Here is a 21,905-nt window from a genome sequence, read left to right as displayed (position 1 = left end):
CCTCGCCCTATGGCCACCACAGACAAGGCGTCCCCGCGCGAGCGCCTGCTCGACGCCGCTGCCCGGCTCGCCTACCGCGAAGGCGTCTCCGTCGGCATCGAGGCGCTGTGCCGGGAGGCGGGGGTGTCCAAGCGGTCGATGTACCAGCTGTTCGACAGCAAGGACGCGATGCTGGCGGCGAGCCTCGAACGGACCGCCCCGTGGTACGACGCCGAGCTGACCCACCCGGACCCCGGCTCCGCGACCCCGCGCGAGCGCGTGTTGTACGTCTTCGAGCGGCTGGCCCTCGCCGCCCAGGACGCCGGGTACCGCGGCTGCCCCTACCTCGCCGCGCTGGTCGAGCTGAAGGACCCCGAGCACCCGGCGAGCCTGGCCGCCCGCGCCGTCAAGGACGCACTGGCGGCCCGCTTCCGCGCCGAGGCGGAGCTGGGCGGCGCCCGCGACCCGGCGCTCCTGGCCCGCCAGCTCGTCCTGGTCTTCGACGGCGCCAGCGCCCGGGCCGGCGCGGGCATGGAACGCCTGGACGACGGCCTCCTCACGACCACGGTGACCGCACTCCTGGACGCGGCCGGCCTGCACTGACCCCTACCGGACCGCGCGCGGCTGACCGCCGCCCGGCGCCGGCCGCTTGGGGCCGCCCTCTGCCCGGCGTCGGCTGTCTGCGGCTGACCGCTGGCCCGCGCGGACTGCCTACGGATGACCCCTGCCTGGCGCCGGCTGCCTACGGCTAGCCACTGCCCGGCGCCGACCCCTGTCTCGCGCTGGCCGCTTGGGGCTGCCCCCTGCCTGGCACCGGTCGCCTGCGCTGGCCGCGCTGCCCCGCGCCGGTCGCTTGCGGCCGGCCCCTTGACCGGCACCGGCTGCCTACGGCTGACCACCGCCCGGCGCCGACCGCCGCCCGGCACCGGCCGTGTGCGGCTGACCGCTGCCCGGCGCCGGTTGTCTGCGCCCGCCCCCTGCCGCGCACCGGCTGCTTGAGGCCGTCCCCTGCCCGGCACCGGCCGTGTGCGGCTGGCCGCTGCCCGGCACCGGCCCCCTGTGGCTGCCCCACCGCACCGGCCGCCTGCGCCCGCCCCCTGCCCGCACCCGCCGGCCCGACACCCCCCCGCCAGCCCGGCACCCCCCGCCGGCCCCCACCCCCGTACGGCCCACCCCGTCGCGCCGCCCCCGTGCTCGTCCCGTCCAATGGGTTCGTGACCGCGGTTCCGGATGACTGTCTCGTGCGCAACGAGTGGATCTGTGGTGCCTACTTGAGCACCCGGCGGCAGATCCTGCTGGACGCCGTGGTCCAGCATCTCCAGCTGACGTTCCTGTCGGTGCTGACCGGGCTGGTCATCGCGCTGCCGCTCGCGCTGCTGGCCCGCCGCGCGCGCTGGGCGGCCGGCCCGGTGCTGGCCGTCACGACGGTCCTCTACACCATCCCGTCGCTGGCCATGTTCTCCCTGCTGCTGCCGCTCTACGGCCTGTCGGCCACGCTCGTCGTGGCCGGGCTCGTGCTGTACTCGCTCACCCTGCTCGTGCGGAACATCCTCGCCGGGTTGCGCGCGGTGCCCGAGGAGACCCGGCAGGCCGCGCGCGGGCTCGGCTACGGCCCCGTCCGCCTGCTGCTCACCGTGGAACTGCCGCTCGCCCTGCCCGCCGCGATGGCGGGCCTGCGCATCGCCACCGTCTCGGCGGTCTCGCTGGCCACGGTCGGCGCCATCGTCGGCCACGGCGGCCTCGGCAACCTCCTCTACGCCGGCATGAACAGCTACTTCAAGGCCCAGGTGTTCACCGCGTCCGCGCTGTGCGTGCTGATCGCGGTCGCCGCCGACCTGCTCCTGCTGGGCGTGCAGCGGCTGCTCACCCCGTGGACCAGGGCGGCCGGGACATGAACACCCTGACCGCCGCCTGGGCCTGGCTCACCGACCCCGCGCACTGGCCGGGCGAGGACGGCATCCGGCACCGGCTGCTGGAGCACCTGACGCTCACCGCCGTCTGCCTGGTCCTCAGCTGTGTGCTCGCCCTGCCCGTCGCGCTCGTCCTCGGCCACCTCGGCAAGGGCGGCACGCTCGCCGTGAACCTCTCCAACGCCGGCCGCGCCGTGCCCACCTTCGCCGTGCTCGTCCTGCTCCTGCTGACCCCGGTCGGCCGGTGGGACCAGGGGCCCACCGTGGTCGCCCTGGTGCTGTTCGCCGTACCGCCGCTGCTCACCAACGCCTACGTCGGCATGCGCGAGGTCGACCGGGACGTCGTCCAGGCCGCCCGGGGCATGGGGATGACCGGCCGGCAACTGCTGTTCCGGGTGGAACTGCCCCTGGCGCTCCCGCTGCTGCTGACCGGGGTCCGGATCGCCGCGGTGCAGCTCGTGGCCACCGCCACCATCGCCGCGCTCGCGGGCGGCGGCGGCCTCGGCCGGATTATCACGGCCGGGTTCAACCTGGCCAGCACGCCCCAGGTGGTCGCGGGCGCGTTCCTCGTCGCCGTGTTCGCCCTCGCGGTGGAGGGCGTCTTCGAGCTGGCCGAACGGTCCGCCCCGGCCCGGGCGCGGGGCGGCGGCCGATGACCGGCGGCGGGCCCCGCGGACGGGCCCGGCTGCTGCGCACGGCACGCGCCGCGACGGCGCTGGCCGCGCTGCTCGCGCCGGCCGCCTGTGCCACCGGCCCGTCCCTGGAGGACCGCGGCCGGGTCACCGCGCCGCCCGGCGACAGCCACCGGCTGACCGTCGGCTCGGCCGGCTTCACCGAGAGCGACCTGCTCGCCCGGCTCTACGCCGAGCTGCTCGGCCGGGCCGGCTACCGCACGTCCCTCCTCACGGTCGCCAACCGGGAGCTGTACGAACCGGCCCTGGAAGCCGGCCGGATCGACGTCGTGCCCGAGTACGCGGCCACCTTCGCCGACTGGCTGGGCGCCAGGACCCACGGCGCCACCGCGGCCCCCGTCGGCTCGCCCGACCTCGGCGCCACCATGAAGGGCCTGCGCGCCCTCGCCACGCCCCGCGGACTGTCGGTCCTGCCGCCGGGCCGGGCCGTCGACCAGAACGCCTTCGCGGTGCGCGCCGCGTACGCCCGGCAGCACCGCCTGCGCTCCCTGGGCGACCTCGGCGCCGCGCGGCTGCCGGTACGGCTCGCGGCGGGCGACGAGTGCGTGCGCCGGCCGTACTGCGCACCCGGCCTGCGGAAGGTGTACGGCATCCGGCTCACCGGGATCGATCCCAAGGGCGTCGGCACCACCCAGGCCAAGCGGGCGGTGCGGGACGGCCGGGACCAGATGGTGCTGACCACCACCACCGACGCCACCCTCGACTCCTTCGGCCTGGTCCTGCTCGCCGACGACCGGCACCTGCAGAACGCCGACCACATCGTCCCGGTCGTCAACCGCTCCCGCGCGGGCAGCGCACGGGTGGCGCGGGCCCTGGGCCGGCTCAACACCGTGCTCACCACCGCCGACCTGGCCGCCATGAACCGGCAGGTCGACACCTGGCGGCGGCTGCCCGCCGACGTCGCCCGCGCCTACCTCCGGGCCAAGGGCCTGCTCCGGTAGCCGCGGCTCAGGCGTCCGCCACCGAGTCGAACGGCACCTGCCCGCGCCGGACACCGCGCGCGTCCGCGTCCACCGAGCGGCGCAGCGCCTCGTGCAGCTTCGCCGGGGTGAGGACGCCCAGGAACCGCGCGCCGTCCAGCACGGCCACCCAGCCGGCGTCGTGCTGGAGCATCACCCCGAACGCCTGCTTCAGCGACGCGCCGACCGGCACCCATGCCGTCATCCGGCGGGCCAGGTCCCCGACCGTGCCGCCCGCCGCCAGCCCGTCGGCGCCGACCCAGCCGTGCAGCTCGCCGGCGGTGTCCAGGACCACCGCCCAGCGGGCGTCCCCGGCCCGCAGCCGCGCCAGCACCCGGGCCGCGTCCTCCTCCGGCCGCGCCACCGGCGGCTGCTCCAGGTCGTCCGGTTCGACCGCGGTGACCGACAGCCGCTTCAGCCCCCGGTCGGCGCCCACGAAGGAGGCGACGTACGGCGTCGCGGGCGCCCCGAGCACCGCGCCCGGCGTGTCGAACTGCTCGATGCGGCCCCGCCCGTACACGGCGATGCGGTCACCGAGCCGGACGGCCTCCTCGATGTCGTGCGTGACCAGCAGCACCGTCTTGCGCACGGCCGCCTGCATGCGCAGGAACTCGTCCTGCAACCGGGCGCGCACCACCGGGTCGACCGCGCCGAACGGCTCGTCCATCAGCAGCACCGGCGGGTCCGCGGCCAGCGCCCGGGCCACGCCGACCCGCTGCCGCTGCCCGCCGGACAGCTGCCGCGGATAGCGCGGCCCGTACGTCGCCGGGTCGAGGCCCACCAGGTCCAGCAGCTCCGCCGCCCGGGCCCGGGCCCTCGCCCGCTTCCAGCCCAGCAGCGCGGGCACGGTCGCGGTGTTGTCCAGGACCGTGCGGTGCGGGAAGAGCCCCACCTGCTGGATGACGTAGCCGATGCGGCGGCGCAGCCGCACCGGGTCGACGGCCGCGACGTCCTCGCCGTCGACGAGGACGCGGCCGGACGTCGGCTCGATGAGCCGGTTCACCATCATCATGGTCGTCGTCTTGCCGCACCCGGACGGCCCGACGAGCGTCACCAGTTCGCCTTCGGACACCTCGAAGGAGAGGTCGTCCACGGCCATCGTACCGTCCGGATACCGCTTGGTGATCTGCTCGAACCGGATCATTCCCCCACGCTACGGCGGCGCGCGCCGGACCTCATCCCGCGCTGGCCCGGCCGGCGGACACCGGCCGTCACCGCCCGGTGGTCAGCACGATCTTGCCGTACTGCGTGCCCGCCTCCATGTACCGGTGGGCCTCGGCGGCCTCCTCCAGCGGGAAGGTGCGGTCGACCACCGGGCGCAGGGTGCCGGTGCGCAGCCCCGACTCGACGAAGGCGACACCGCGCCGCATCCGCCCGGGGACCGCCAGCACCTCCCGGGTCACCGTGTAGGTGCGCATGTTCAGCGCGGGCATGCCCAGGTCGAAGCCGGGGAACGGGGTGGGTTCGCCGCTCTGCATGCCCCACAGCAGCAGCGTTCCGCCGGCGGCCACCGCCCGGCCCAGCTCGCGTACGCCCGGTCCGGCGACGGCGTCGAAGACGTGCTCGGCGCCCCGGCCGCCGGTCAGCTCCAGCACGCGCCCGGCCACGTCCTCCTCGTCGGAGACGATCACCTCGGCGGCGCCGTCGTCCAGCAGGCGCTGCCGCTTGGCGCGGGTGCGGGTGACCGCGACGGGCGTGGCGCCGAGCCGGTTCGCCGTCTGGATCGCGGCGAGGCCCGGACCGCTGGAGGCGGCGGTGATCACGGCCGTCTCGCCGGCCCGGAGGCCGGCGACCTCCACCAGCGCGCCGTACGCCGTCAGGTAGGGCATCCACACCGCCGCGCCGCCGACCGGGTCCACGTCCGGGGAGCGGGGGAGCAGCGCCGTGGCGGGGACCAGCGCGCGTTCGGCGTAGACGCCGTAGTCGTTGTGCGAGAAGTTCGGGACGACACTGACGGGCTGACCGGGCGCGAAGCCGGTCACCCCGGGCCCGGTGGCCTCCACCACGCCCGCCGCCTCGTTGCCGAGCCGGGCCGGGAAGTGCTTGACCGGCTCGATGTACCGGCCGCCGCGGAACAGCCCGTCGGCCCGGTTGACGCCGATCGCCTCGATGCGCAGCAGCACCTCGCCGGGACCCGGCTCGCCCGGCTCCAGGTCCTCCAGCCGCAGCACCTCGGGCCCGCCGGTCTCGTGGAACCGCACCGTCTTCGCCATGCCAACTCCCCCTCGCCGCACCGGTGATCAGATGATCAGGCATCACTGTGCGGCATGGTACGACCGCTGTCAAACTACGAAGGCCGTCGTACCAAGGGGAGGGCTCAGCCGAGCAGGATCACCTCCAGGGTGCGCGGGCCGTGCACGCCCTCCACCCGGTCCAGCTCGATGTCACTGGTGGCCGACGGGCCCGAGATCCAGGTCAGCGGGCGGGTGGGAACCAGGCGTGCCAGGGCCTGCGGGACGGAGGAGACGACCTGGTCCGGGACCCGGACGACACAGATGTGGTGGTCCGGGATCAGCGAGACGCGCCGTCGGCCCTGGTCCGGGGAGCCGTCCAGGACCAGGGTGCCGGTCTCGGCGATCGCCACGGCGCAGCCCGTCACCACGCTGTCGACCCGGTCCAGCCGCCGCGCGGTGTCCGCCGCCCGGTCGTGGATGCGGACCGGATCGGCGGCGGACATCCACTCCGGCGGCAGCCCGGGCGGCACCAGCACCTCCTGGGAGCCGCGCTCGGCCAGCAGCCGCATCACGAGGCCGGACACCGACGCCGCGTCGGCCCGGTGCACGACGGCCCGGTAGTCGGCCAGGTTCCGTGCCAGCAGCTCCACCGTCTGCCCGGCGGTCCGCTCCCCGTGCTCGCGCACGTACTCCCGTGGCACGGCCTCCTGGTACGGCCGCCCGTCCGGTGGCACGTCCGCGAGCGCGCGCCGCACCCGGCCCAGGATCCGTTCCCTGCTGCTCACCGGGTGCCCTCCTGTCCGCCGCGCGTGCGCTGCCACCAGTCCCGGAAGGGTTCCGCGGGCACGGCCGGCAGGTCCCGGGCGCCGCTCCAGGCCCGGCCGGGGCCGGGCAGGGTGCGCGGATGCAGCCGGCGGGTGCGGGAGGCCAGCCGCTGGCCCGCGCGCAGGGCCCCGGGGCGGCCGAACGCCCAGCGCGCCGCCCGCATCGCCGCCCGCTCGGCCGCGTGCCCCTTCGCCGGCCGTAGCAGCACCCTGTTGCCCTGCCGCACCGCCGGACCGCCCTCGGCCACCCGCTCCCGCAGCCGCACCAGCACCTCGGGGATGTCGATGGCGACCGGGCACACCTCGTAGCAGGCGCCGCACAGCGAGGAGGCGTACGGCAGCGAGGCGTCGATCGCGCTGCCCGTGCCCCGTAGCTGCGGGCTGAGGATGGCGCCGATGGGGCCCGGGTAGACGGAGCCGTAGGCGTGCCCGCCGGCCCGCTCGTAGACCGGGCACACGTTCAGGCAGGCCGAGCAGCGGATGCAGCGCAGCGCCTGGCGGCCGACCTGGTCGGCGAGGGCGTCGGTGCGGCCGTTGTCGAGTAGCACCAGGTGGAAGGCGCGCGGCCCGTCCCCGTCCGTGGTGCCGGTCCACATGCTGGTGTACGGGTTCATGCGCTCGGCGGTGGAGGAGCGGGGCAGGGTCTGCAGGAAGACCTCCAGGTCTCGCCAGGTGGGGACGACCTTCTCGATGCCGACGACGGAGATCAGCGTCTCGGGCAGGGTCAGGCACATCCGGCCGTTGCCCTCGGACTCCACGACGACCAGCGTGCCGGTCTCGGCGACCATGAAGTTGGCGCCGGAGACACCGACCTTCGCCCGCAGGAACTTCTCCCGCAGGTGCAGCCGGGCCGCCTCGGCGAGTTCGGCGGGCGTGTCCGTCAGGCCCTCGGGGGCCGGGCGGCCCCAGGCGCCCATCTCGGAGCGGAAGATGTCCCGGATCTCGCCCCGGTTGCGGTGGATGGCCGGGACCAGGATGTGCGAGGGCCGGTCCCTGCCCAACTGCACGATCAGCTCGGCGAGATCGGTCTCGTAGGCGCGGATCCCCGCCGCCGCGAGGGCTTCGTTGAGGCCGATCTCCTGCGTGGCCATCGACTTGACCTTGACGACCTCCGGCTCGCCGGTGGCCCGGACCAGTGCGGTGACGATCCGGTTGGCCTCCTCGGCGTCCGCCGCCCAGTGCACCGTGCCGCCGGCCGCGGTGACCGCCTCCTCCAACTGCTCCAGATAGCGGTCGAGATGGTGCAGCGTGTGGTCCTTGATCCGCCGGCCCGCCTCGCGCAACTGCGCCCAGTCGGACAGCTCGCCCACCGCCTGGGCCCGTTTGGCGCGGATGGTGTGCGTGGCGTGGCGCAGGTTGACGCGCAGCGTCGGGTCGTGGACGGCGTCGCGCGCCGCCTCGGGAAAGGCCGGCATGCCGACGAACGTTCCGCTCATACCGCCGGTTCCTCCTCCGTGCTCGCCAGGATCTCCGCGAGGTGCACCGGCCGCAGGTCCGTGCGCAGCCGGCTCATCGTGCCGCCGATGTGCATCAGACACGAGTTGTCGGCCGCGCACAGCACCTGCGCGCCCGTCGACTCCGCGTGGCGCACCTTGTCCACCCCCATCGCCGCCGACACCTCGGCGTTCTTCACCGCGAACGTGCCGCCGAACCCGCAGCACTCCTCGGCACCCGGCAGCTCGACCAGTTCCAGGCCCCGCACCGCGCCGAGCAGCCGGCGCGGCCGGTCGCCGAGCCCGAGACCGCGCAGCCCGTGACAGGTCGGATGGTAGGTGACCTTGCGCGGGTAGTAGGCGCCCACGTCCGTCACCCCGAGCACGTCCACCAGGAACTCCGTCAGCTCGTACGTCCTGGGCACCACCGGCGCCAGGGTCCGCGCCAGCGCGTCGCCGCGTCCCTCCGCCCGGGCCCGCTCGCCCAGCCGCGGATACAGCTCCCGGACCATCGCCCCGCACGACGCGGACGGGGTCACGATCGCCTCGTAGCCGCCGAAGACCTCGGCGAAGTGCCGGGCCAGCGGCTCGGTCTGGTGCCGGTAGCCGGTGTTGTAGTGCGCCTGCCCGCAGCAGGTCTGGCCCATCGGGAAGTCGACGTCGACCCCCAGCCTGCGCAGCAGTCTCACCACGGCCCGGCCGGTGTCCGGATACAGCGTGTCGTTGACACAGGTCAGGAACAGGGCGACACGCATCGCGGCTCCTCGGTCTCGGTCATCGGTCATCAGGCGATCGGATGGCGGTCGGACAGGGTCGTGAGCGGTGCGGTCGGCCGGCGGAAAAAGACGGAAGGCGGAAGGCAGAAGCAGAAGCAGCGTAATCGGCGGACCCCGGCGCGGGCAGGCCGCGGGTCAGCGTGCGGCGAGCCGCGCCTCGGCCGCCCGCTCCCGCGCGGTGTCCCCGCGGTACGCGTACCGGGTGACCGGCCGGGCGCCACCCCGGCCGCCCGCTGACCGGTGGTTCAGTGACGAACCCTGGTCCCGGGTCTCGGCCCGCGTACGGCCGTGTGCTGAACTGGGTCGCGTCCCAGCCGCCCGTCCCGGGAGACCCGTTGAGCCTCAGCTACCGCCAGCCCGGCGTCGTCCTCACCGACCACCGCTTCACCGTGCCTCTCGACCACGCCGACCCGGCGGGCGAGACCATCGAGCTGTACGCCCGGGAGGCGGTGGCGAGCGACAAGGCCGGGCAGGACCTGCCCTGGCTGGTGTACCTGCAAGGCGGCCCCGGCTTCGGGGCGAACCGTTTCATCGGACGGCAGGCCTGGCTCGGCCGGGCCCTTGAGGAGTACCGCGTCCTGCTGCTCGACCAGCGCGGCACCGGCCGCTCCACGCCCGCCAACCGCCAGACGCTCCCGCTGCGCGGCGGCCCCGCCGCCCAGGCCGACTACCTCGCCCGCTTCCGCGCCGACTCCATCGTCCGCGACTGCGAGGCCATCCGCCCGCGGGTCACCGGCGGCGCCCCGTGGACCGTGCTCGGCCAGAGCTTCGGCGGCTTCTGCACCGTGTCCTACCTCTCCCTGGCCCCCGAGGGCATCCACACCGCGCTGATCACCGGTGGCCTGCCCTCCCTGCACGCCCACGCCGACGACGTCTACCGGGCCGCCTATCCGCGCATCGAGCGCAAGGTCGCCGCGCACTACGACCGTTACCCGCAGGACGTGGCGGCGGCCCGGCGGATCGCCGACCACCTCCTCACCCACGACGTGGTCCTGCCGAACGGCTACCGCCTCACCGTGGAGGCATTCCAGGCCCTGGGCCAGATGCTCGGCACCAGCGACGGCAGCCACCGCCTGCACCACCTGCTGGAGGACGCCTTCGTCCGCACCCCGGCCGGGACGGAGCTGTCCGACGCCTTCCAGGAACAGGCGCAGACCCTGCTGTCGTACGCCGCGCACCCGCTCTACGCCGTCGTCCACGAGTCGGTCTACGGCCAGGGCGCCCGCCCCACCGCCTGGGCCGCCGAGCGCGTCCGCGCCGAGTTCCCGCAGTTCGACGCGGCCAAGGCGCTCACCGGTGACGGCCCGGTGCTCTTCACCGGCGAGACCGTCCACCCCTGGATGTTCGAGACCGACCCGGCCCTGCGGCCGCTGCGCGAGACGGCCGAGCTGCTGGCCGCCCGCACCGACTGGCCCGCGCTGTACGACCCGGCCCGCCTCGCCGCCAACGAGGTGCCCGTCGCCGCGGCGGTCTACCACGACGACATGTACGTCGACACCGCCCACGCGCTCGACACCGCCCGCGCCATGCGCGGCCTGCGCACCTGGGTCACCGACGAGTTCGAGCACGACGGCCTGCGCACGGGCGCGCCCCGGGTCCTGGACCGGCTGCTGGCGCTCGTCCGCGACGAGGTCTGAGACCGGCGGTCGCCGCGCCGGTGAGTAGGCTGTGCGCCATGCCGGACCCGATCCCCGACCTCCTTGACCTGCGCGGCGACTGCGCCCAGTGCTTCGGCCTGTGCTGCGTGGCCCTGCCCTTCGCCCGGTCCGCCGACTTCGCGCTGGACAAGCCCGCCGGGCTGCCCTGCCCGAACCTCCGGGACGACCACCGCTGCGGCATCCACGACGGCCTGCGGGAGCGGGGCTTCAGCGGCTGCACCGTCTACGACTGCTTCGGCGCCGGCCAGAAGGTCTCCCAGGTCACCTTCGGCGGACAGGACCGGCGCACCGCGCCGAAGGAGCAGGCGCGCCGCATGTCCGAGGTCTTCCCGGTCGTCCGGCAGCTCCACGAGCTGCTGTGGTACCTGACGGAGGCGCTGGGCCTGCCCGCCGCCCGGCCGGTCCACCCCGAGCTGCGGCGGGCCCTGGAGAAAACCGAGCGGCTCACCCGGCAGACCCCCGACGAGCTGGCCGCGCTGGACGTGGCCGCGCACCGGCAGGAGGTCAACACGCACCTGCTGCGCGCCAGCGAGCTGGTCCGGGCCGGCGCCGGCGGCAAGGGGAAGGCCAAGGGCAAGGACCGGCGTGGCGCGGATCTGGCCGGCGCCCGGCTCAAGGGCGCCGACCTGCGCGGGGCGAGCCTGCGCGGTGCCTGTCTGATCGCGGCCGACCTCACCGGCGCCGATCTGCGCGGCGCGGACCTCATCGGCGCCGACCTGCGGGACGCCGACCTGACCGGCGCGGACCTCACCGGCGCGTTCTTCCTCACCCAGCCGCAACTCGACGCGGCCCGCGGCAGCGCCGGCACCCGGCTGCCCGGGACGGTCCGCCGCCCGGCGCACTGGACGGCGGAGCGCTGAGACCTCTCGTTCGGACCGCCCGGCACACTGGACGGCGGAGCGCCAGGGCCTCTCGTTCCGATCAGGCTCCGCGAGCCCGGTCCGCTCCGGAGGACAGGTCCCGCAGGTCCGGCCGGGCGCGCGGCTCGTCGGTGCCGCCGTGCGGTTCCGCGGGGCGCTGCCGGCGCTCCAGGCGCAGCCGCAGGCCCTCCGGCATCAGGGTCAGCCGTTCGGTGACGGCCAGCCGGTAGCCGGGGTCGGCGTGCAGGTCGTAGCGGCGCAGCAGGAGGCCGAGGACCAGCGCCGCCTCGTGCAGCGCGAACTGCCGGCCGATGCAGGCCCGCGCGCCGGTGCCGAAAGGCTTGAAGACGTGCGGCGGCCGGGCCCGTACGGCCGCCGCGGTGAAGCGGTCCGGGTCGAACCGCCCGGTGTCCTCGCCCCACGCCTCCGGGTCGCGGTGCAGCATCGGCGTCAGCACCAGGGCCCAGGCGCCCCGGCGCATCGGGTGCTCGCCGGCGAGGACCGTGTCGTGGCGGGCCTCGCGGGCGAAGGCGGGCGCGGTCGGCCACAGCCGCAGCGACTCGTCCAGCACCCGGCGGACATAGCGCAGCCTGGCTATCTGGTCGTAGCGCGGCTGTGCGGTCGCTCCCCAGACGCGGTCCACCTCGGCGCGGGCCCGGGCGGCGATCTCCGGGTGCCGGGCGAGGTAGTACAGCGCGAAGGAGAGCGCGCCCGAGGTGGTCTCGTGGCCGGCCACCAGGAACGTGATCACCTGCTTGCGGACGTTCTCCGCGGACAGCTTCTCCCCGGTCACCGGGTGCGCGGTGGCCAGCATGCGGTCCAGCAGGTCGCCCTCGCCGCCGCCGGACCGGCGCCGGGCGGCCACCAGCTCGTCGACCGTGTGGTTGAGGAAGGCCATGTCGGCCGCGTTGCGCCGGGTGGCGGAGCGCAGCAGCAGCGGGGCCAGCGGCGCGGGCACGCTGTTGAGCCGCTGGGCGTAGCCGAGCGTGCCGACCATGGCCGTGACGAAGGGGTGCGGGCGGTCCCGTTCGAAGGAGCCGAAGTCGTGCCCGAAACCGGTGCGGGCGATGGTCTCCAGGGTCAGCCGGGTCATGTCGCCGGGCACGTCGACCGTGTGCCCGGCCGCCAGCAGGCGGTCCCAGCGGTCGGTGAGCCGGCCGGCGACGGCCAGCATCATCCCGTGGTAGCCCTCCATGGCCTCGCGGCTGAACCCGGGCGCCAGGACGTCGTGCGCGAGCTGCCAGTTGGGCTCGTGGTTGTAGGCGGTGAACAGGCCGTCCCCGGCCACCGGCCGCAGGTTGGCGACGCCCAGCCCGACGTGCTTGGCGAACCGTGACTCGTCGGCGAGGTCGGCGACCAGCCGCGCCCCCCACACGAAGACGAACTCCTTGCCGAAGGCCCGCCGCCGGAAGACCGGGCCCAGTCGGCGGGCGTGGCGCATGGTGTCCTGGAGCGGCCGGCGCCCGTCGGCGCCGAGCACATCGCCGAGCAGCGGCACCCGGCGCGGCGGGTGCGGTATGCGGTGCAGCTCGGGCCAGCCCCGCTCGGCGCTCCGGAAACCCTTCGGCAGCCCGTTCTCCATGGTCTGCGTCCTCCCCGCCATGACGCGATCTCCCTTGGTCCAGCGGTCCGTTGAGGCGGTGTGCGCGGGTGCCGCGCGGTGTGTTGTACGTGGGTTCAATAACGCGTTCCAGTGTCGTCCGGGTGTTGAACCGGCGTCAAGTACAGTGACGGCATGCCCGCGAATCATCGGGAGCGCACCCGCCGCCGGCTCAGCACGGGGGAGCGGCGCGAGCAGTTGCTGACGGTCGGCGCGAAGCTGTTCTCGGACAGTCCCTACGACGATGTCCGGATCGAGCGGGTCGCCGAGATCGCCGGTGTCTCGCGCGGGCTGCTGTACCACTACTTCCCGACCAAGCGGGACTTCTTCGCCGCGGTCGTGGAGCGCGAGAGCGAGCGGATGCTGCGCATGACGGCGGCCGTGCCCGGGGTGCCGGTGCGCGAGCAGCTGACCGCCGGGCTCGACGCCTACCTTGGCTACGTCCAGGCCCACGCCCACGGCTTCCGCGCCTTCCACCGCGCCGACGCGGCCGGCGACCAGGCGGTGCGCCGGGTCTACCAGTGCGCCCTGGCCGCGCAGGAGCGCCAGATCCTGGCCGCGCTCGCCGCCGACCCCGAGTTCGGGCCGGCCGCCGAGACCGCTCCCGAGGTCCGTCTGGCGGTGCGCGGCTGGCTCGCCTTCACCACGGCCGTCTGTCTGGAATGGCTGCGCGGCGCGGGGGAGTCGAGCCGCGAGCAGGTGCGCGACCTGTGTGCCCGCGCGCTCCTGGGCATCCTTGCGTGACCCGGTGCGCCGACGGGGCGTGGTTGGCGCGCGCCCCGGACTCCGATAGGTTAGGCAAGGCTTACCTAAGGAGGTCTCGGGATGGGTGACACACAGGACTGGACGGCCGCCCCCGGCGCGGCGGAACGGGCCCGCTCGGTGCTGGCCACCGCGTGGTCGTGCGCGGTGACGGCGGACGGTGTGCGCGAGGAGTACGCCGGCGCGCACACCGTCACCGAGGACGGCCGGGTGTGCCTGGCGGTGCCCGAGGACAGCGGCCTGTCCGCCGCGTCCCTGTGCGCCCCGCGCCAGGAGCCCGCCGCCCTGCTGGAGTTCGCCGACGTGGCACCCGTACCGGTGCGCGACCGGATCCGCGCCCGGCTGTGGCTCTCCGGCACGCTCACCCCGGCCGGGGACGCCCTGCTCTTCCACCCCGCCCGAGTGGTGCTCCGGCAGGCGTCCGGACCGGTGGTCGTGGGCCTGGAGGAGTTCACCGCCGCCCGGCCCGACCCGCTCGCCGCCGCCGAGGCCCGGCTGCTCACCCACCTCGCCGACGCCCACCCCGACGCCGTCGAGCGGCTGACCCGCCTGGTGCGGCCCGAGAGCCTGCACGCCGCGACCCGGGTGGCCCCGCTCGCCGTCGACCGGCACGGACTGACCCTGCGCATCGAACGCACCCGTGTCCACGGCGACGTACGGCTGCCCTTCCACGCGCCCGCCGACGATGTCACCCAGCTCACCGAGCGCGTCCACGCCCTGCTCGCGCAGGCCGTCGCCGCCTCCTGCCCCCGCGCGCTACAGCGGCAGCGCGCAGACGGCGACCGGTGACGCGAACGGCTCGCCGGCCGGAGTGAGCCCGCCGCCGTCCGCGTCGACGTGGAAGACGGTGACCGTGCCGGAGCGCTGGTTCGCCGCGAACAGCAGCCGGCCGTCCGGTGCGCACGCGATCTGCCGCGGGAAGTCCCCGCCCGTCGGCACCGTGCCGAGCAGCCGCAGCCGGGCCCCGCCGGACTCGACGGCGTACCGCGCCAGGCTGTCGTGGCCCCGGTTGGCGAGGAACGCGTACCGGCCGTCCGCCGTCACCAGGATCTGCGCCGGATAGTTGGTGCCGCCCTCCGACCCGGTCGGCTGCGGCTCGCCCACGCTCAGCCGGCCCGAGGACGGGTCGTAGGCGCAGACGGTCACGGTGTCGTCCAGTTCGTTGGCCAGGTAGGCGTACCGGCCGCCCGGATGGAAGGTCAGATGGCGTGGCCCCGCGCCGGGCCGGGTGCGCGCCTGCGCCACCTCCGTGAGGGTGCCCCGCGCCGTGTCCAGCCGGTAGGTGTAGACGGTGTCGGTGCCGAGGTCCACGGCGAGGACGTATCGGCCGTCCGGGCTGGTGACGATCTGGTGGGCGTGCGGCCCCTGCTGCCCGGGACCGGGCGGCGGCGAGGTGTGCACGACCCGGGCGGTGCGCTCGCCGAGGGCGCCCGAGGCGTCGATCGGGTGCACGGTGACACTGCCCGAGCCGTAGTCCGCGCTCAGCAGCCAGCGGCCGCCGGGATGCACCGACAGGTGGCAGGGACCCGCGCCGCCGGTGGTGCGGGTGCCGAGCACGCGCCGGTCCGCGAGGCGTACGGCCGTCACCCCGCCGTCCTGCCGCTCGGCCACGGCGTACAGCGTGCGCCCGTCCGGGTGCACCGCGAGATACGACGGGTCGGGCACGCCGGTGAGCGTGCCGGTGCGGGTGATCCGGCCCGACTCCGGGTCGTACGACGCCACCGTGACGCCGGTGCCGCCGCCCGCGGCCGAGGTGTAGGTGCCCACGTACAGCGGGCGCGGCCCCGGGGGCTCCTGGCGCGGCGCGGCGGGCCCGGGCGCGACCCGCGCGGCCGGGGTGGCCGCCGGCGGGGCCGCCGGGGCCGGTACCGCGACGACCGCCGCCGCGCCGGCCACCGCCCCGGCGAACCGGCGCCTGGTCCAGCCGCCGCCCTGCTCCGGGCGCTGCCCGGGTGTCCGTGCCTGCGTGTCCATGCCGCACCTCAGTCGTCGGTCGCCCCGCTCGTGACAGACACCTTGGCGCGGGCCCGCCGCCGGAGGCAAGACCGGCAACAGCGGTTGCGTACTGTGCAACGGTACGGCGGGCGGGTCACCGGGAGCGGCTGCCGAAGCCGGCGCGGTTGCGCCACAGCTCCTCCTGGATGCCGAGCCGGTCGCGCAGCCAGGCCATCCGGGGCAGCTTGGCCCGCTGCTCGCGGGAGACCCGGTCCAGCTCCTCCAGCAGGCGCCGGGTGCGGTGTTCGGTGTCCAGCTCGTCGATGATCCTGGTCGTCTCGGTCACCACCGCGCCGAGCAGCTGCCAGTTCTCCCAGTCCTTGCCGATCTCCTCCCGGAGCAGCTCGGCCAGCCGGTCCCGGGTGCCGGCCGCGGTGTGCAGCTCGGCCGTCAGCCGGGCCTCCGCCGACTCGGCGTTCTCGCTCAGGTCCGTGGTCACCAGCACCGCGAAGCTGACCACCGCGTCGGCGATCTCCGACAGCAACTGCTCCACGGTCCCGCCGACCTGGGCCGGGAACAGCTCCTTCGAGCCGCGGGCCTTCGCCAGGTCCGTGAACGTGCGGGCCAGCACCCGCAGCACCACCGTGCAGATCTCCAGCGTGTCCAGACCGGTGCGCAGCACCACCCGGTGCAGCAGCCCCTCCTTGACGCGCGGGTTGAGCCGCAGGCTGTCCTCGGCCTGCCGCAGCGCCGCGTCCACCCGCACGATGTCGTGGTCGAGCCGGCGTGCCTCGTGCAGCCGCTCGGCCGCCCGCTGCCACGGGATGCGCCCCGCGGCCTCCTCGCCCATCCGCAGCATCAGCTGGCGCACCCGCCGGGCCAGGTCCTCGATGGACGCGCCCGCCTTGTCCACCCAGACGGGCGGCGGCAGCAGCAGGTTGCAGGCGGTGCCGACGACCGCGCCGATCAGCGTCTCCACGATCCGCGCCCAGGCGGTGAACCCCACCGTGGTGACCCCGAGCACCAGCATGGCGCTGATCGCCACCTCGGCCACGTACTCGTCCACCCGCACCAGGTGGCCCACGCCCAGCGCGGCGACGATGAGCAGCGCCAGGCTCCACCAGGTCAGCCCCACCAGCACGCTGAAGGCGATGGCCACCAGCACGCCGGCGACCACCGAGTTCACCCGGCGGATGCCGTTGGTGAGCGTGGCGTAGAAGGTCACCTGGACGACCAGCAGCGCCGTCAGCGGCGCGGTGAGCGGGGCCGGCTCCGGGCTCAGCCGGAGCGCGATGACGTAGGCGACCGTCGCCGCCGCGGCGGACCGCAGCGTCTGGACGACCACCGGTTCCCGGCGGCGCCCCAGCAGACGCAGCAGTCCAGAGGTCCACTTTCGTACGTCGAGCATCCTTGGCCTGTTCCCGTTAGGCGGCCAGGTCGAACGTGACCGTTCGCGGACTGTTTCCGGCCATCGGGCGACCGGGGACGGCACCCGGTGTTCAGACGTACAGCTTGGCGACGAACGCGGAGAGGTTGTCCCGGGTGCGGGCGATCTGCTCCTCCAGGGTCAGGCTCTCCGCGAACCGGGCGCCGGCGACGGGGGTCTTCCTGCCGCGCACGTACAGCGAACACGCCAGGTCCGTGCACATGTACAGCCCGACCGAGTTGCCTTCCCGGCCCGCCGTGCCCGCCTTGCGCGCGGTCATCAGGGACACTCCGCCGCCGGGGTGCGTGGTCAGGCACAGCGAGCACATGCTGCGGTGCAGGAAGCCGCGCTGCGCGGGCGGGAAACGCAGGGCGACACCGGCGGGCCGGCCGTCCCGTTCGGTGACCAGATAGCTGCGGTCGGGGGCCCCGGGATCACGCCAGCCGAGGAAGTCCAGGTCGTCCCACGGACGCTCCTCCAGATCGCGCGGCACGGTCAGCCGTTTGGCCTCGCCCTTGGAGCAGTTGACGAACGACGCGCGGATGTCCTGCTCGGTGAGCGCTCGCATGGGGGGAGTCCTTCCGGTGACGACGACGCAGCCTAGGAGCCCTAGGCAGGCGACTATCGTATGTAGCCGGGTGAAGGAGAGGCCAGCGAATTTCCTACTCGTCCTCGGCTGGGCTCGCCCGCGGCGGCCAGACCCCGGGCAGCAGGACCCCCAAGGCATAGGCGCGGGCCACCAGTTCGGTGCGGTTGGCCGCGCCCCAGCGCGCCGACAGCCGGCGCAGGTGATAGGTGACGCCGTCCCGGCTCAGGCCCAGCTCCCGGGCAGCGCGCGCGGTGGTGGCGCCACCGGCCAGCAGCGCCAGCACCTGCCGCTCCGCCTCGGTGGCCCGCACCGGCTCCGGGGCGGGCGCGGTGCGCTCGCCCCGTACTCGCAGCATCACCAGCAGTGCCGGGGTGTCCTCGGCGCTGTCGCTCACCGGGTCCGCCGTCAGCTCTCCGTACCGCTCGGTCCCGTCCGGCGCCCGCCAGCACACGGAGACCTGGTAGCGCGAGCGGTGCCGCAGCCGCAGCGCCTCGGCGATCCGCTCCACCTGGGTGGACTCCTGCGGCCGGAACAGCTCCAGCACCTGCCGGCCGCGCAGCCGGCCCGGGCTCGTGCCGCACTCGGCGGCCATCGCCGGGTTCGCCAGCACCACCTGGCCGTACACGTCGCACACCGCCACCGGGACCGACACGCGGTCGAACACGAGCAGGGCCCGGTTGCGCCACACCACCGCGTCGGCCCGTCCCGTCTCCATCACACCCTCCCGGTCCGCCGGCCGCACGCCCATCCAAGAGGACGAGGCAGGTCAGCGGCAACTCGGCGGGCGGGAACCAAGCGCCCGGCGCCCGGCGCCGCGGCCGTGTCCGGGCGGCCGGCCGACGGAGCGCCCGGCCGCGCAAGTCCGGCGGCCCGGTTTCCACTGCACGAACGTGTAGTGCCGTGGCGCGGGCACCGGCCGCCCGTCGACCACCCTGGAACACAGCAGTCCGCTACGCGAAAGGCAGTCGTCGCGCCATGCCCCCCACCACACTGCACTCCTCCTCCGCCGCGGCCCTGCCCGGCGTCCCCGTCGTCGACATCACCGCCACCGGACCCGGCCGCACCCCCATCCAGCAGGCCATGGAGCTGATGCGCGCCCACGGCCCGGTGCTGGTGCGCCGGCTGCACGGCCGGGACGCGATGTTCGTCGCCGACGCGGACCTGGTCGCCGACCTGGCCGACGAGGACCGGTTCGCCAAGCACATCGGCCCCGCCCTGGAGAACGTGCGCGAGTTCGCCGCCGACGGACTGTTCACCGCGTACAACGACGAGCCCAACTGGGCCCGGGCGCACGACATCCTGATGCCCGCCTTCGCGCTCGGCTCGATGCGCACCTACCACCCGGTGATGCTGGAGGTGGCCCGGCGGCTCCTCGACTCCTGGGACCGGGCGGCCCGGGACGGCCGGCCCGTCGACGTGCCCGACGACATGACCCGCATGACGCTCGACACGATCGGACTGGCCGGGTTCGACTACGACTTCGGGTCCTTCGCACGCGCCGAGCCGCATCCCTTCGTGGAGTCGATGGTCCGCTGCCTGGAGTGGAGCATGAACCGCCTGGCCCGCACCCCGGACCAGGACCACTCGGCGGCCGACGCCGCCTTCCGGCGGGACGCCGGCTACCTGGCCCAGGTCGTGGACGACGTCATCGCCGCCCGCACCGGCACCGACCAGAGCGGCGCCGCGGACCTGCTCGGCCTGATGCTCAGCGCCCCGCACCCGGCCGACGGCACCACCCTGGACCCGGCCAACATCCGCAACCAGGTCATCACCTTCCTGATCGCCGGCCACGAGACCACCTCCGGCGCGATGTCCTTCGCGCTGTACTACCTCGCCAAGCACCCCGCCGTCCTGCGGCTCGTCCAGCGCGAGGCCGACGCGCTGTGGGGCGACACCCCGGACCCCGAGCCGGCGTACGAGGACATCGGCCGGCTCACCTACACCCGGCAGGTCCTCAACGAGGCGCTGCGGCTGTGGCCGACCGCCGCCGCGTTCAGCCGGCACGCCCGCGAGGACACCCTGCTCGGCGGCCGGATCCCGCTGCGCGCCGGCCAGGCCGTCACCGTGCTCACCCCGATGCTGCACCGCGAGCCCGTCTGGGGCGACAACCCGGAGCTGTTCGACCCCGAGCGGTTCACCCCCGAGGCCGAGGCGGCCCGGCCGGTGCACGCCTTCAAACCGTTCGGCACCGGCGAACGCGCCTGCATCGGAAGGCAGTTCGCCCTGCACGAGGCGACCATGCTGCTCGCCCTGCTGGTCCACCGCTACCGGCTGCACGACCACGCCGGCTACCGCCTCACGGTGAAGGAGACCCTCACCCTCAAGCCCGAGGGCTTCACCCTCACGCTCACCCCGCGCACCGCCGCCGACCGCGTGCACGCGCCCCTGCCGGGCGCCGCCCCCGCGCCGGCCGCCGGCACCCCGGCCCCGGACACCCTCCCGGCCCGGGTCCGCCCCGGCACCCGCGCCCTGTTCCTGCACGGCAGCAACTACGGCACCTGCCGGGACTTCGCCGCCCGGCTCGCCGACGAGGCCGCCGCCGTGGGCTGCGCCACCGAGGTCGCCGCCCTGGACGCCTACGCGGACGGCCTGCCCGCGGACCGGCCCGTCGTCATCACCGCCGCCTCCTACAACGGCCGCCCCACCGACGACGCCACCGCCTTCGCCGCCTGGCTCGACGGCACGCCCGACCTGACCGGCGTGACCTACGCCGTCCTCGGCGTCGGCGACCGCAACTGGGCCGCCACCTACCAGCAGGTCCCCACCCGCGTCGACGCCCGCCTCGCCGAACTCGGCGCCACCCGGCTCATCGCGCGCGCCGCCGCCGACGCCTCCGGCGACCTCGCCGGCACCGTGGCGGAGTTCACCGCCCGCCTGCGCACCGCGCTGCTCCAGGAGTACGGCGACCCGGACGCCGGCACGGACGCGCCGCGGGAGCCCGCCCATGCCTACACCGTGCGCACCGTCACCGGCGGCCCGCTGGACGCCCTCGCCGAACGGCACGGCCTGGTCCCGATGACCGTCACCGAGACCCGCGACCTCACCGCGCCCGGCCACCCGCGGACCAAGCGGTTCCTGCGGATCGCCCTGCCCGACGGCGTCACCTACCGCACCGCCGACCACCTGAGCGTGCTGCCCGCCAACGCCCCCGGCCTGGTGGACCGCGCCGTCGCCGCTTTCGGCCTCGACGCCGGTGCCGTCCTGGACATCCGGGCCACCCGCCCGCGCCGCGAGGGCCTCGCCGTCGACCGCCCGCTGACGGTCCGTGAGCTGCTGACCCACCACGTGGAGCTGCAGGAACGGCCCACGGCCCGGCAGCGGGCCCTCCTCGCCGCGGCCAACCCCTGCCCGCCCGAGCGTGCCGCCCTCGCCGCCCTGCCCGATGACGACCCGCGCACCCTGCTGGAGCTGGCCGAGGACCACCCCGCGCTGCGCGGCGCCCTCGACTGGCCGGCCCTGCTCGACCTGCTGACCCCGCTGCGCCCGCGCCACTACTCCATCTCCTCCGCGCCGGCGGCCGACGCCCGCCACGCCGACCTGATGGTCTCCGTGCTCGACGCCCCGGCACGGTCCGGCAAGGGCCGCTACCGGGGTACCGGATCGGGCCACCTGGCCTCCCTGCGGCCCGGCGACACCGTGTACGCCCGCGTCCAGCCCTGCCGCGAGGCCTTCCGGATCGACGGCTCGGCACCGGTCGTGATGGTCGCCGCGGGCACCGGCCTCGCGCCGTTCAGGGGCGCCGTCGCCGACCGCCTGGCCGTCCGCCGCGCGGGCGCGGAACTTCCGCCGGCCCTGCTGTACTTCGGCTGCGACGCACCCGACGCCGACTATCTGCACGCCGACGAGCTGCGGGCCGCCGAACGGGCCGGCGCCGTCCGCCTGCGCCCGGCCTTCAGCGCCGCGCCCGAGAACGGCGCTTCCTTCGTCCAGCACCGCATCGCCGCCGAGGCCGGCGAGGTGTGGGAGCTGCTCGCGGCCGGCGCACGGGTGTACGTCTGCGGCGACGGCGCCCGGATGGCACCCGGCGTCCGCGACGCGTTCCGTACGCTGTACCGGGAACACACCCCCGGAGCCGACGGGGCGGCGGCCGAGCGCTGGCTGAACACGCTGATGGCGGACGGGCGGTACGTGGAGGACGTGTACGCGGCCGGCTGAGCCGCGCGGGAGGGGGCACCGTGGGCGACCCGGCGGAGCGGGGCGCGGCGGTGCCGCCGGCGGGGGCCCCCCCCCCCCCCCCCCGGCCCCCCCCCCCCCCCCCCAAAAGAGAAAAAAGAACAAAACAGGGGGGCAAAGTAAACCCCCCCCGACCCCCACACGGGTTATCAACA

General features: G+C 75.2%; 19 protein-coding genes. 9 read left to right on the top strand and 10 right to left on the bottom strand.

Translation table 11 applies throughout. The features are described from left to right. Positions 1-9: 9 nt before the first annotated feature. The 4 genes from ACH4OA_RS01370 (at position 10) to ACH4OA_RS01355 (ending at position 3,522) form a co-directional block, all read left to right on the top strand. Positions 10-582 carry a TetR/AcrR family transcriptional regulator gene (locus ACH4OA_RS01370; RefSeq protein WP_397935049.1) on the top strand — a complete coding sequence of 191 codons (573 nt, stop codon included), beginning with the start codon at positions 10-12 and terminating at the stop codon, positions 580-582. Between the two features lie 611 nt (positions 583-1,193). After that, complete coding sequence (locus ACH4OA_RS01365; RefSeq protein ID WP_397935047.1) at positions 1,194-1,874, top strand: ABC transporter permease; 681 nt, start codon at positions 1,194-1,196, stop codon at positions 1,872-1,874. Next, entirely contained in the window at positions 1,871-2,545 is a 675-nt protein-coding gene (locus ACH4OA_RS01360; RefSeq protein ID WP_397935045.1) for an ABC transporter permease, read from the top strand. Before ACH4OA_RS01365 ends, ACH4OA_RS01360 begins: the two co-directional genes overlap by 4 nt. Next, complete coding sequence (locus tag ACH4OA_RS01355; protein ID WP_397935043.1) at positions 2,542-3,522, top strand: ABC transporter substrate-binding protein; 981 nt, start codon at positions 2,542-2,544, stop codon at positions 3,520-3,522. The genes ACH4OA_RS01360 and ACH4OA_RS01355 overlap by 4 nt, the downstream gene beginning before the upstream one ends. Before the next feature lie 7 nt (positions 3,523-3,529). Here ACH4OA_RS01355 and ACH4OA_RS01350 read toward each other — a convergent pair whose 3' ends face one another. The 5 genes from ACH4OA_RS01350 to ACH4OA_RS01330 form a co-directional block, all read right to left on the bottom strand. After that, positions 3,530-4,684 (bottom strand): ATP-binding cassette domain-containing protein, encoded by a 1,155-nt coding sequence (locus tag ACH4OA_RS01350; RefSeq protein ID WP_397967030.1) that lies wholly within the window; start codon positions 4,682-4,684, stop codon positions 3,530-3,532. Positions 4,685-4,751: 67 nt separating this feature from the next. Further along, positions 4,752-5,753, bottom strand: coding sequence for a zinc-dependent alcohol dehydrogenase family protein (locus ACH4OA_RS01345; RefSeq protein WP_397967028.1), 1,002 nt, complete (start codon positions 5,751-5,753; stop codon positions 4,752-4,754). A 104-nt stretch (positions 5,754-5,857) separates the two neighbouring features. Continuing rightward, entirely contained in the window at positions 5,858-6,499 is a 642-nt protein-coding gene (locus ACH4OA_RS01340; protein ID WP_365884307.1) for a lactate utilization protein C, read from the bottom strand. After that, a complete protein-coding gene (locus ACH4OA_RS01335) occupies positions 6,496-7,974 on the bottom strand; it encodes a lactate utilization protein B (RefSeq protein ID WP_397967025.1) in 1,479 nt (492 codons plus the stop codon). The genes ACH4OA_RS01340 and ACH4OA_RS01335 overlap by 4 nt, the downstream gene beginning before the upstream one ends. Continuing rightward, on the bottom strand, positions 7,971-8,726 hold the full coding sequence (locus ACH4OA_RS01330) for a (Fe-S)-binding protein (protein ID WP_397945508.1): 756 nt from the start codon (positions 8,724-8,726) through the stop codon (positions 7,971-7,973). Before ACH4OA_RS01330 ends, ACH4OA_RS01335 begins: the two co-directional genes overlap by 4 nt. A 356-nt stretch (positions 8,727-9,082) precedes the next feature. Here ACH4OA_RS01330 and ACH4OA_RS01325 point away from each other — a divergent pair, with 356 nt between their 5' ends. Next, on the top strand, positions 9,083-10,384 hold the full coding sequence (locus ACH4OA_RS01325; RefSeq protein ID WP_397967022.1) for an alpha/beta fold hydrolase: 1,302 nt from the start codon (positions 9,083-9,085) through the stop codon (positions 10,382-10,384). A gap of 38 nt (positions 10,385-10,422) precedes the next feature. Further along, positions 10,423-11,265 carry a pentapeptide repeat-containing protein gene (locus tag ACH4OA_RS01320; protein ID WP_397967021.1) on the top strand — a complete coding sequence of 281 codons (843 nt, stop codon included), beginning with the start codon at positions 10,423-10,425 and terminating at the stop codon, positions 11,263-11,265. A 61-nt stretch (positions 11,266-11,326) separates the two neighbouring features. Here the strand turns inward: ACH4OA_RS01320 and ACH4OA_RS01315 are convergent, their stop codons facing one another. Next, positions 11,327-12,868, bottom strand: coding sequence for a cytochrome P450 (locus ACH4OA_RS01315; protein WP_397967019.1), 1,542 nt, complete (start codon positions 12,866-12,868; stop codon positions 11,327-11,329). 132 nt (positions 12,869-13,000) lie between these two features. Between ACH4OA_RS01315 and ACH4OA_RS01310 the strand changes: the two genes are divergently transcribed. Both ACH4OA_RS01310 and ACH4OA_RS01305 read left to right on the top strand, forming a co-directional pair. Beyond that, positions 13,001-13,609: a TetR/AcrR family transcriptional regulator gene (locus tag ACH4OA_RS01310; RefSeq protein WP_397935034.1), complete on the top strand. Its 609-nt coding sequence runs from the start codon at positions 13,001-13,003 to the stop codon at positions 13,607-13,609. An 81-nt stretch (positions 13,610-13,690) separates the two neighbouring features. Then, positions 13,691-14,416, top strand: a complete 726-nt coding sequence (locus ACH4OA_RS01305) for a DUF2470 domain-containing protein (protein WP_397967017.1) — start codon at positions 13,691-13,693, stop codon at positions 14,414-14,416. Here the strand turns inward: ACH4OA_RS01305 and ACH4OA_RS01300 are convergent. From ACH4OA_RS01300 to ACH4OA_RS01285, 4 genes are all read right to left on the bottom strand, one after another. Further along, positions 14,384-15,601 carry a lactonase family protein gene (locus tag ACH4OA_RS01300; RefSeq protein ID WP_397967015.1) on the bottom strand — a complete coding sequence of 406 codons (1,218 nt, stop codon included), beginning with the start codon at positions 15,599-15,601 and terminating at the stop codon, positions 14,384-14,386. The two genes, ACH4OA_RS01305 and ACH4OA_RS01300, sit on opposite strands and share 33 nt — an antisense overlap. A gap of 115 nt (positions 15,602-15,716) precedes the next feature. After that, on the bottom strand, positions 15,717-16,970 hold the full coding sequence (locus tag ACH4OA_RS01295; RefSeq protein ID WP_365878747.1) for an aromatic acid exporter family protein: 1,254 nt from the start codon (positions 16,968-16,970) through the stop codon (positions 15,717-15,719). A gap of 91 nt (positions 16,971-17,061) precedes the next feature. Further along, on the bottom strand, positions 17,062-17,556 hold the full coding sequence (locus ACH4OA_RS01290; RefSeq protein WP_365878749.1) for an FBP domain-containing protein: 495 nt from the start codon (positions 17,554-17,556) through the stop codon (positions 17,062-17,064). 94 nt (positions 17,557-17,650) lie between these two features. Further along, entirely contained in the window at positions 17,651-18,292 is a 642-nt protein-coding gene (locus tag ACH4OA_RS01285; RefSeq protein WP_397967013.1) for a PAS domain S-box protein, read from the bottom strand. Between the two features lie 260 nt (positions 18,293-18,552). On the opposite strand from ACH4OA_RS01285, the gene ACH4OA_RS01280 reads away from it, so the two are divergent. Continuing rightward, on the top strand, positions 18,553-21,732 hold the full coding sequence (locus ACH4OA_RS01280; protein ID WP_397935030.1) for a cytochrome P450: 3,180 nt from the start codon (positions 18,553-18,555) through the stop codon (positions 21,730-21,732). The last annotated feature ends 173 nt before the right edge of the window (positions 21,733-21,905 follow it).

It is taken from the genome of Streptomyces sp. NPDC017095 (assembly GCF_044332325.1).
Classification (GTDB): domain Bacteria; phylum Actinomycetota; class Actinomycetes; order Streptomycetales; family Streptomycetaceae; genus Streptomyces.
The sequence above is the reverse complement of the archived record's forward strand: the minus strand, read 5'-3'. Positions and strand labels throughout refer to the sequence as shown.

Excerpts from the sequence above, each read along its gene's own strand:
- ACH4OA_RS01290 (WP_365878749.1), bottom strand. The coding sequence starts at position 17,556 with ATGCGAGCGCTCACCGAGCAGGACATCCGCGCGTCGTTCGTCAACTGC.
- ACH4OA_RS01300 (WP_397967015.1), bottom strand. The coding sequence starts at position 15,601 with ATGGACACGCAGGCACGGACACCCGGGCAGCGCCCGGAGCAGGGCGGC.
- ACH4OA_RS01335 (WP_397967025.1), bottom strand. The coding sequence starts at position 7,974 with ATGAGCGGAACGTTCGTCGGCATGCCGGCCTTTCCCGAGGCGGCGCGC.
- ACH4OA_RS01305 (WP_397967017.1), top strand. The coding sequence starts at position 13,691 with ATGGGTGACACACAGGACTGGACGGCCGCCCCCGGCGCGGCGGAACGG.
- ACH4OA_RS01355 (WP_397935043.1), top strand. The coding sequence starts at position 2,542 with ATGACCGGCGGCGGGCCCCGCGGACGGGCCCGGCTGCTGCGCACGGCA.
- ACH4OA_RS01360 (WP_397935045.1), top strand. The coding sequence starts at position 1,871 with ATGAACACCCTGACCGCCGCCTGGGCCTGGCTCACCGACCCCGCGCAC.
- ACH4OA_RS01330 (WP_397945508.1), bottom strand. The coding sequence starts at position 8,726 with ATGCGTGTCGCCCTGTTCCTGACCTGTGTCAACGACACGCTGTATCCG.
- ACH4OA_RS01320 (WP_397967021.1), top strand. The coding sequence starts at position 10,423 with ATGCCGGACCCGATCCCCGACCTCCTTGACCTGCGCGGCGACTGCGCC.
- ACH4OA_RS01295 (WP_365878747.1), bottom strand. The coding sequence starts at position 16,970 with ATGCTCGACGTACGAAAGTGGACCTCTGGACTGCTGCGTCTGCTGGGG.
- ACH4OA_RS01370 (WP_397935049.1), top strand. The coding sequence starts at position 10 with ATGGCCACCACAGACAAGGCGTCCCCGCGCGAGCGCCTGCTCGACGCC.
- ACH4OA_RS01285 (WP_397967013.1), bottom strand. The coding sequence starts at position 18,292 with ATGGAGACGGGACGGGCCGACGCGGTGGTGTGGCGCAACCGGGCCCTG.
- ACH4OA_RS01350 (WP_397967030.1), bottom strand. The coding sequence starts at position 4,684 with ATGATCCGGTTCGAGCAGATCACCAAGCGGTATCCGGACGGTACGATG.
- ACH4OA_RS01345 (WP_397967028.1), bottom strand. The coding sequence starts at position 5,753 with ATGGCGAAGACGGTGCGGTTCCACGAGACCGGCGGGCCCGAGGTGCTG.
- ACH4OA_RS01280 (WP_397935030.1), top strand. The coding sequence starts at position 18,553 with ATGCCCCCCACCACACTGCACTCCTCCTCCGCCGCGGCCCTGCCCGGC.
- ACH4OA_RS01310 (WP_397935034.1), top strand. The coding sequence starts at position 13,001 with ATGCCCGCGAATCATCGGGAGCGCACCCGCCGCCGGCTCAGCACGGGG.
- ACH4OA_RS01315 (WP_397967019.1), bottom strand. The coding sequence starts at position 12,868 with ATGGCGGGGAGGACGCAGACCATGGAGAACGGGCTGCCGAAGGGTTTC.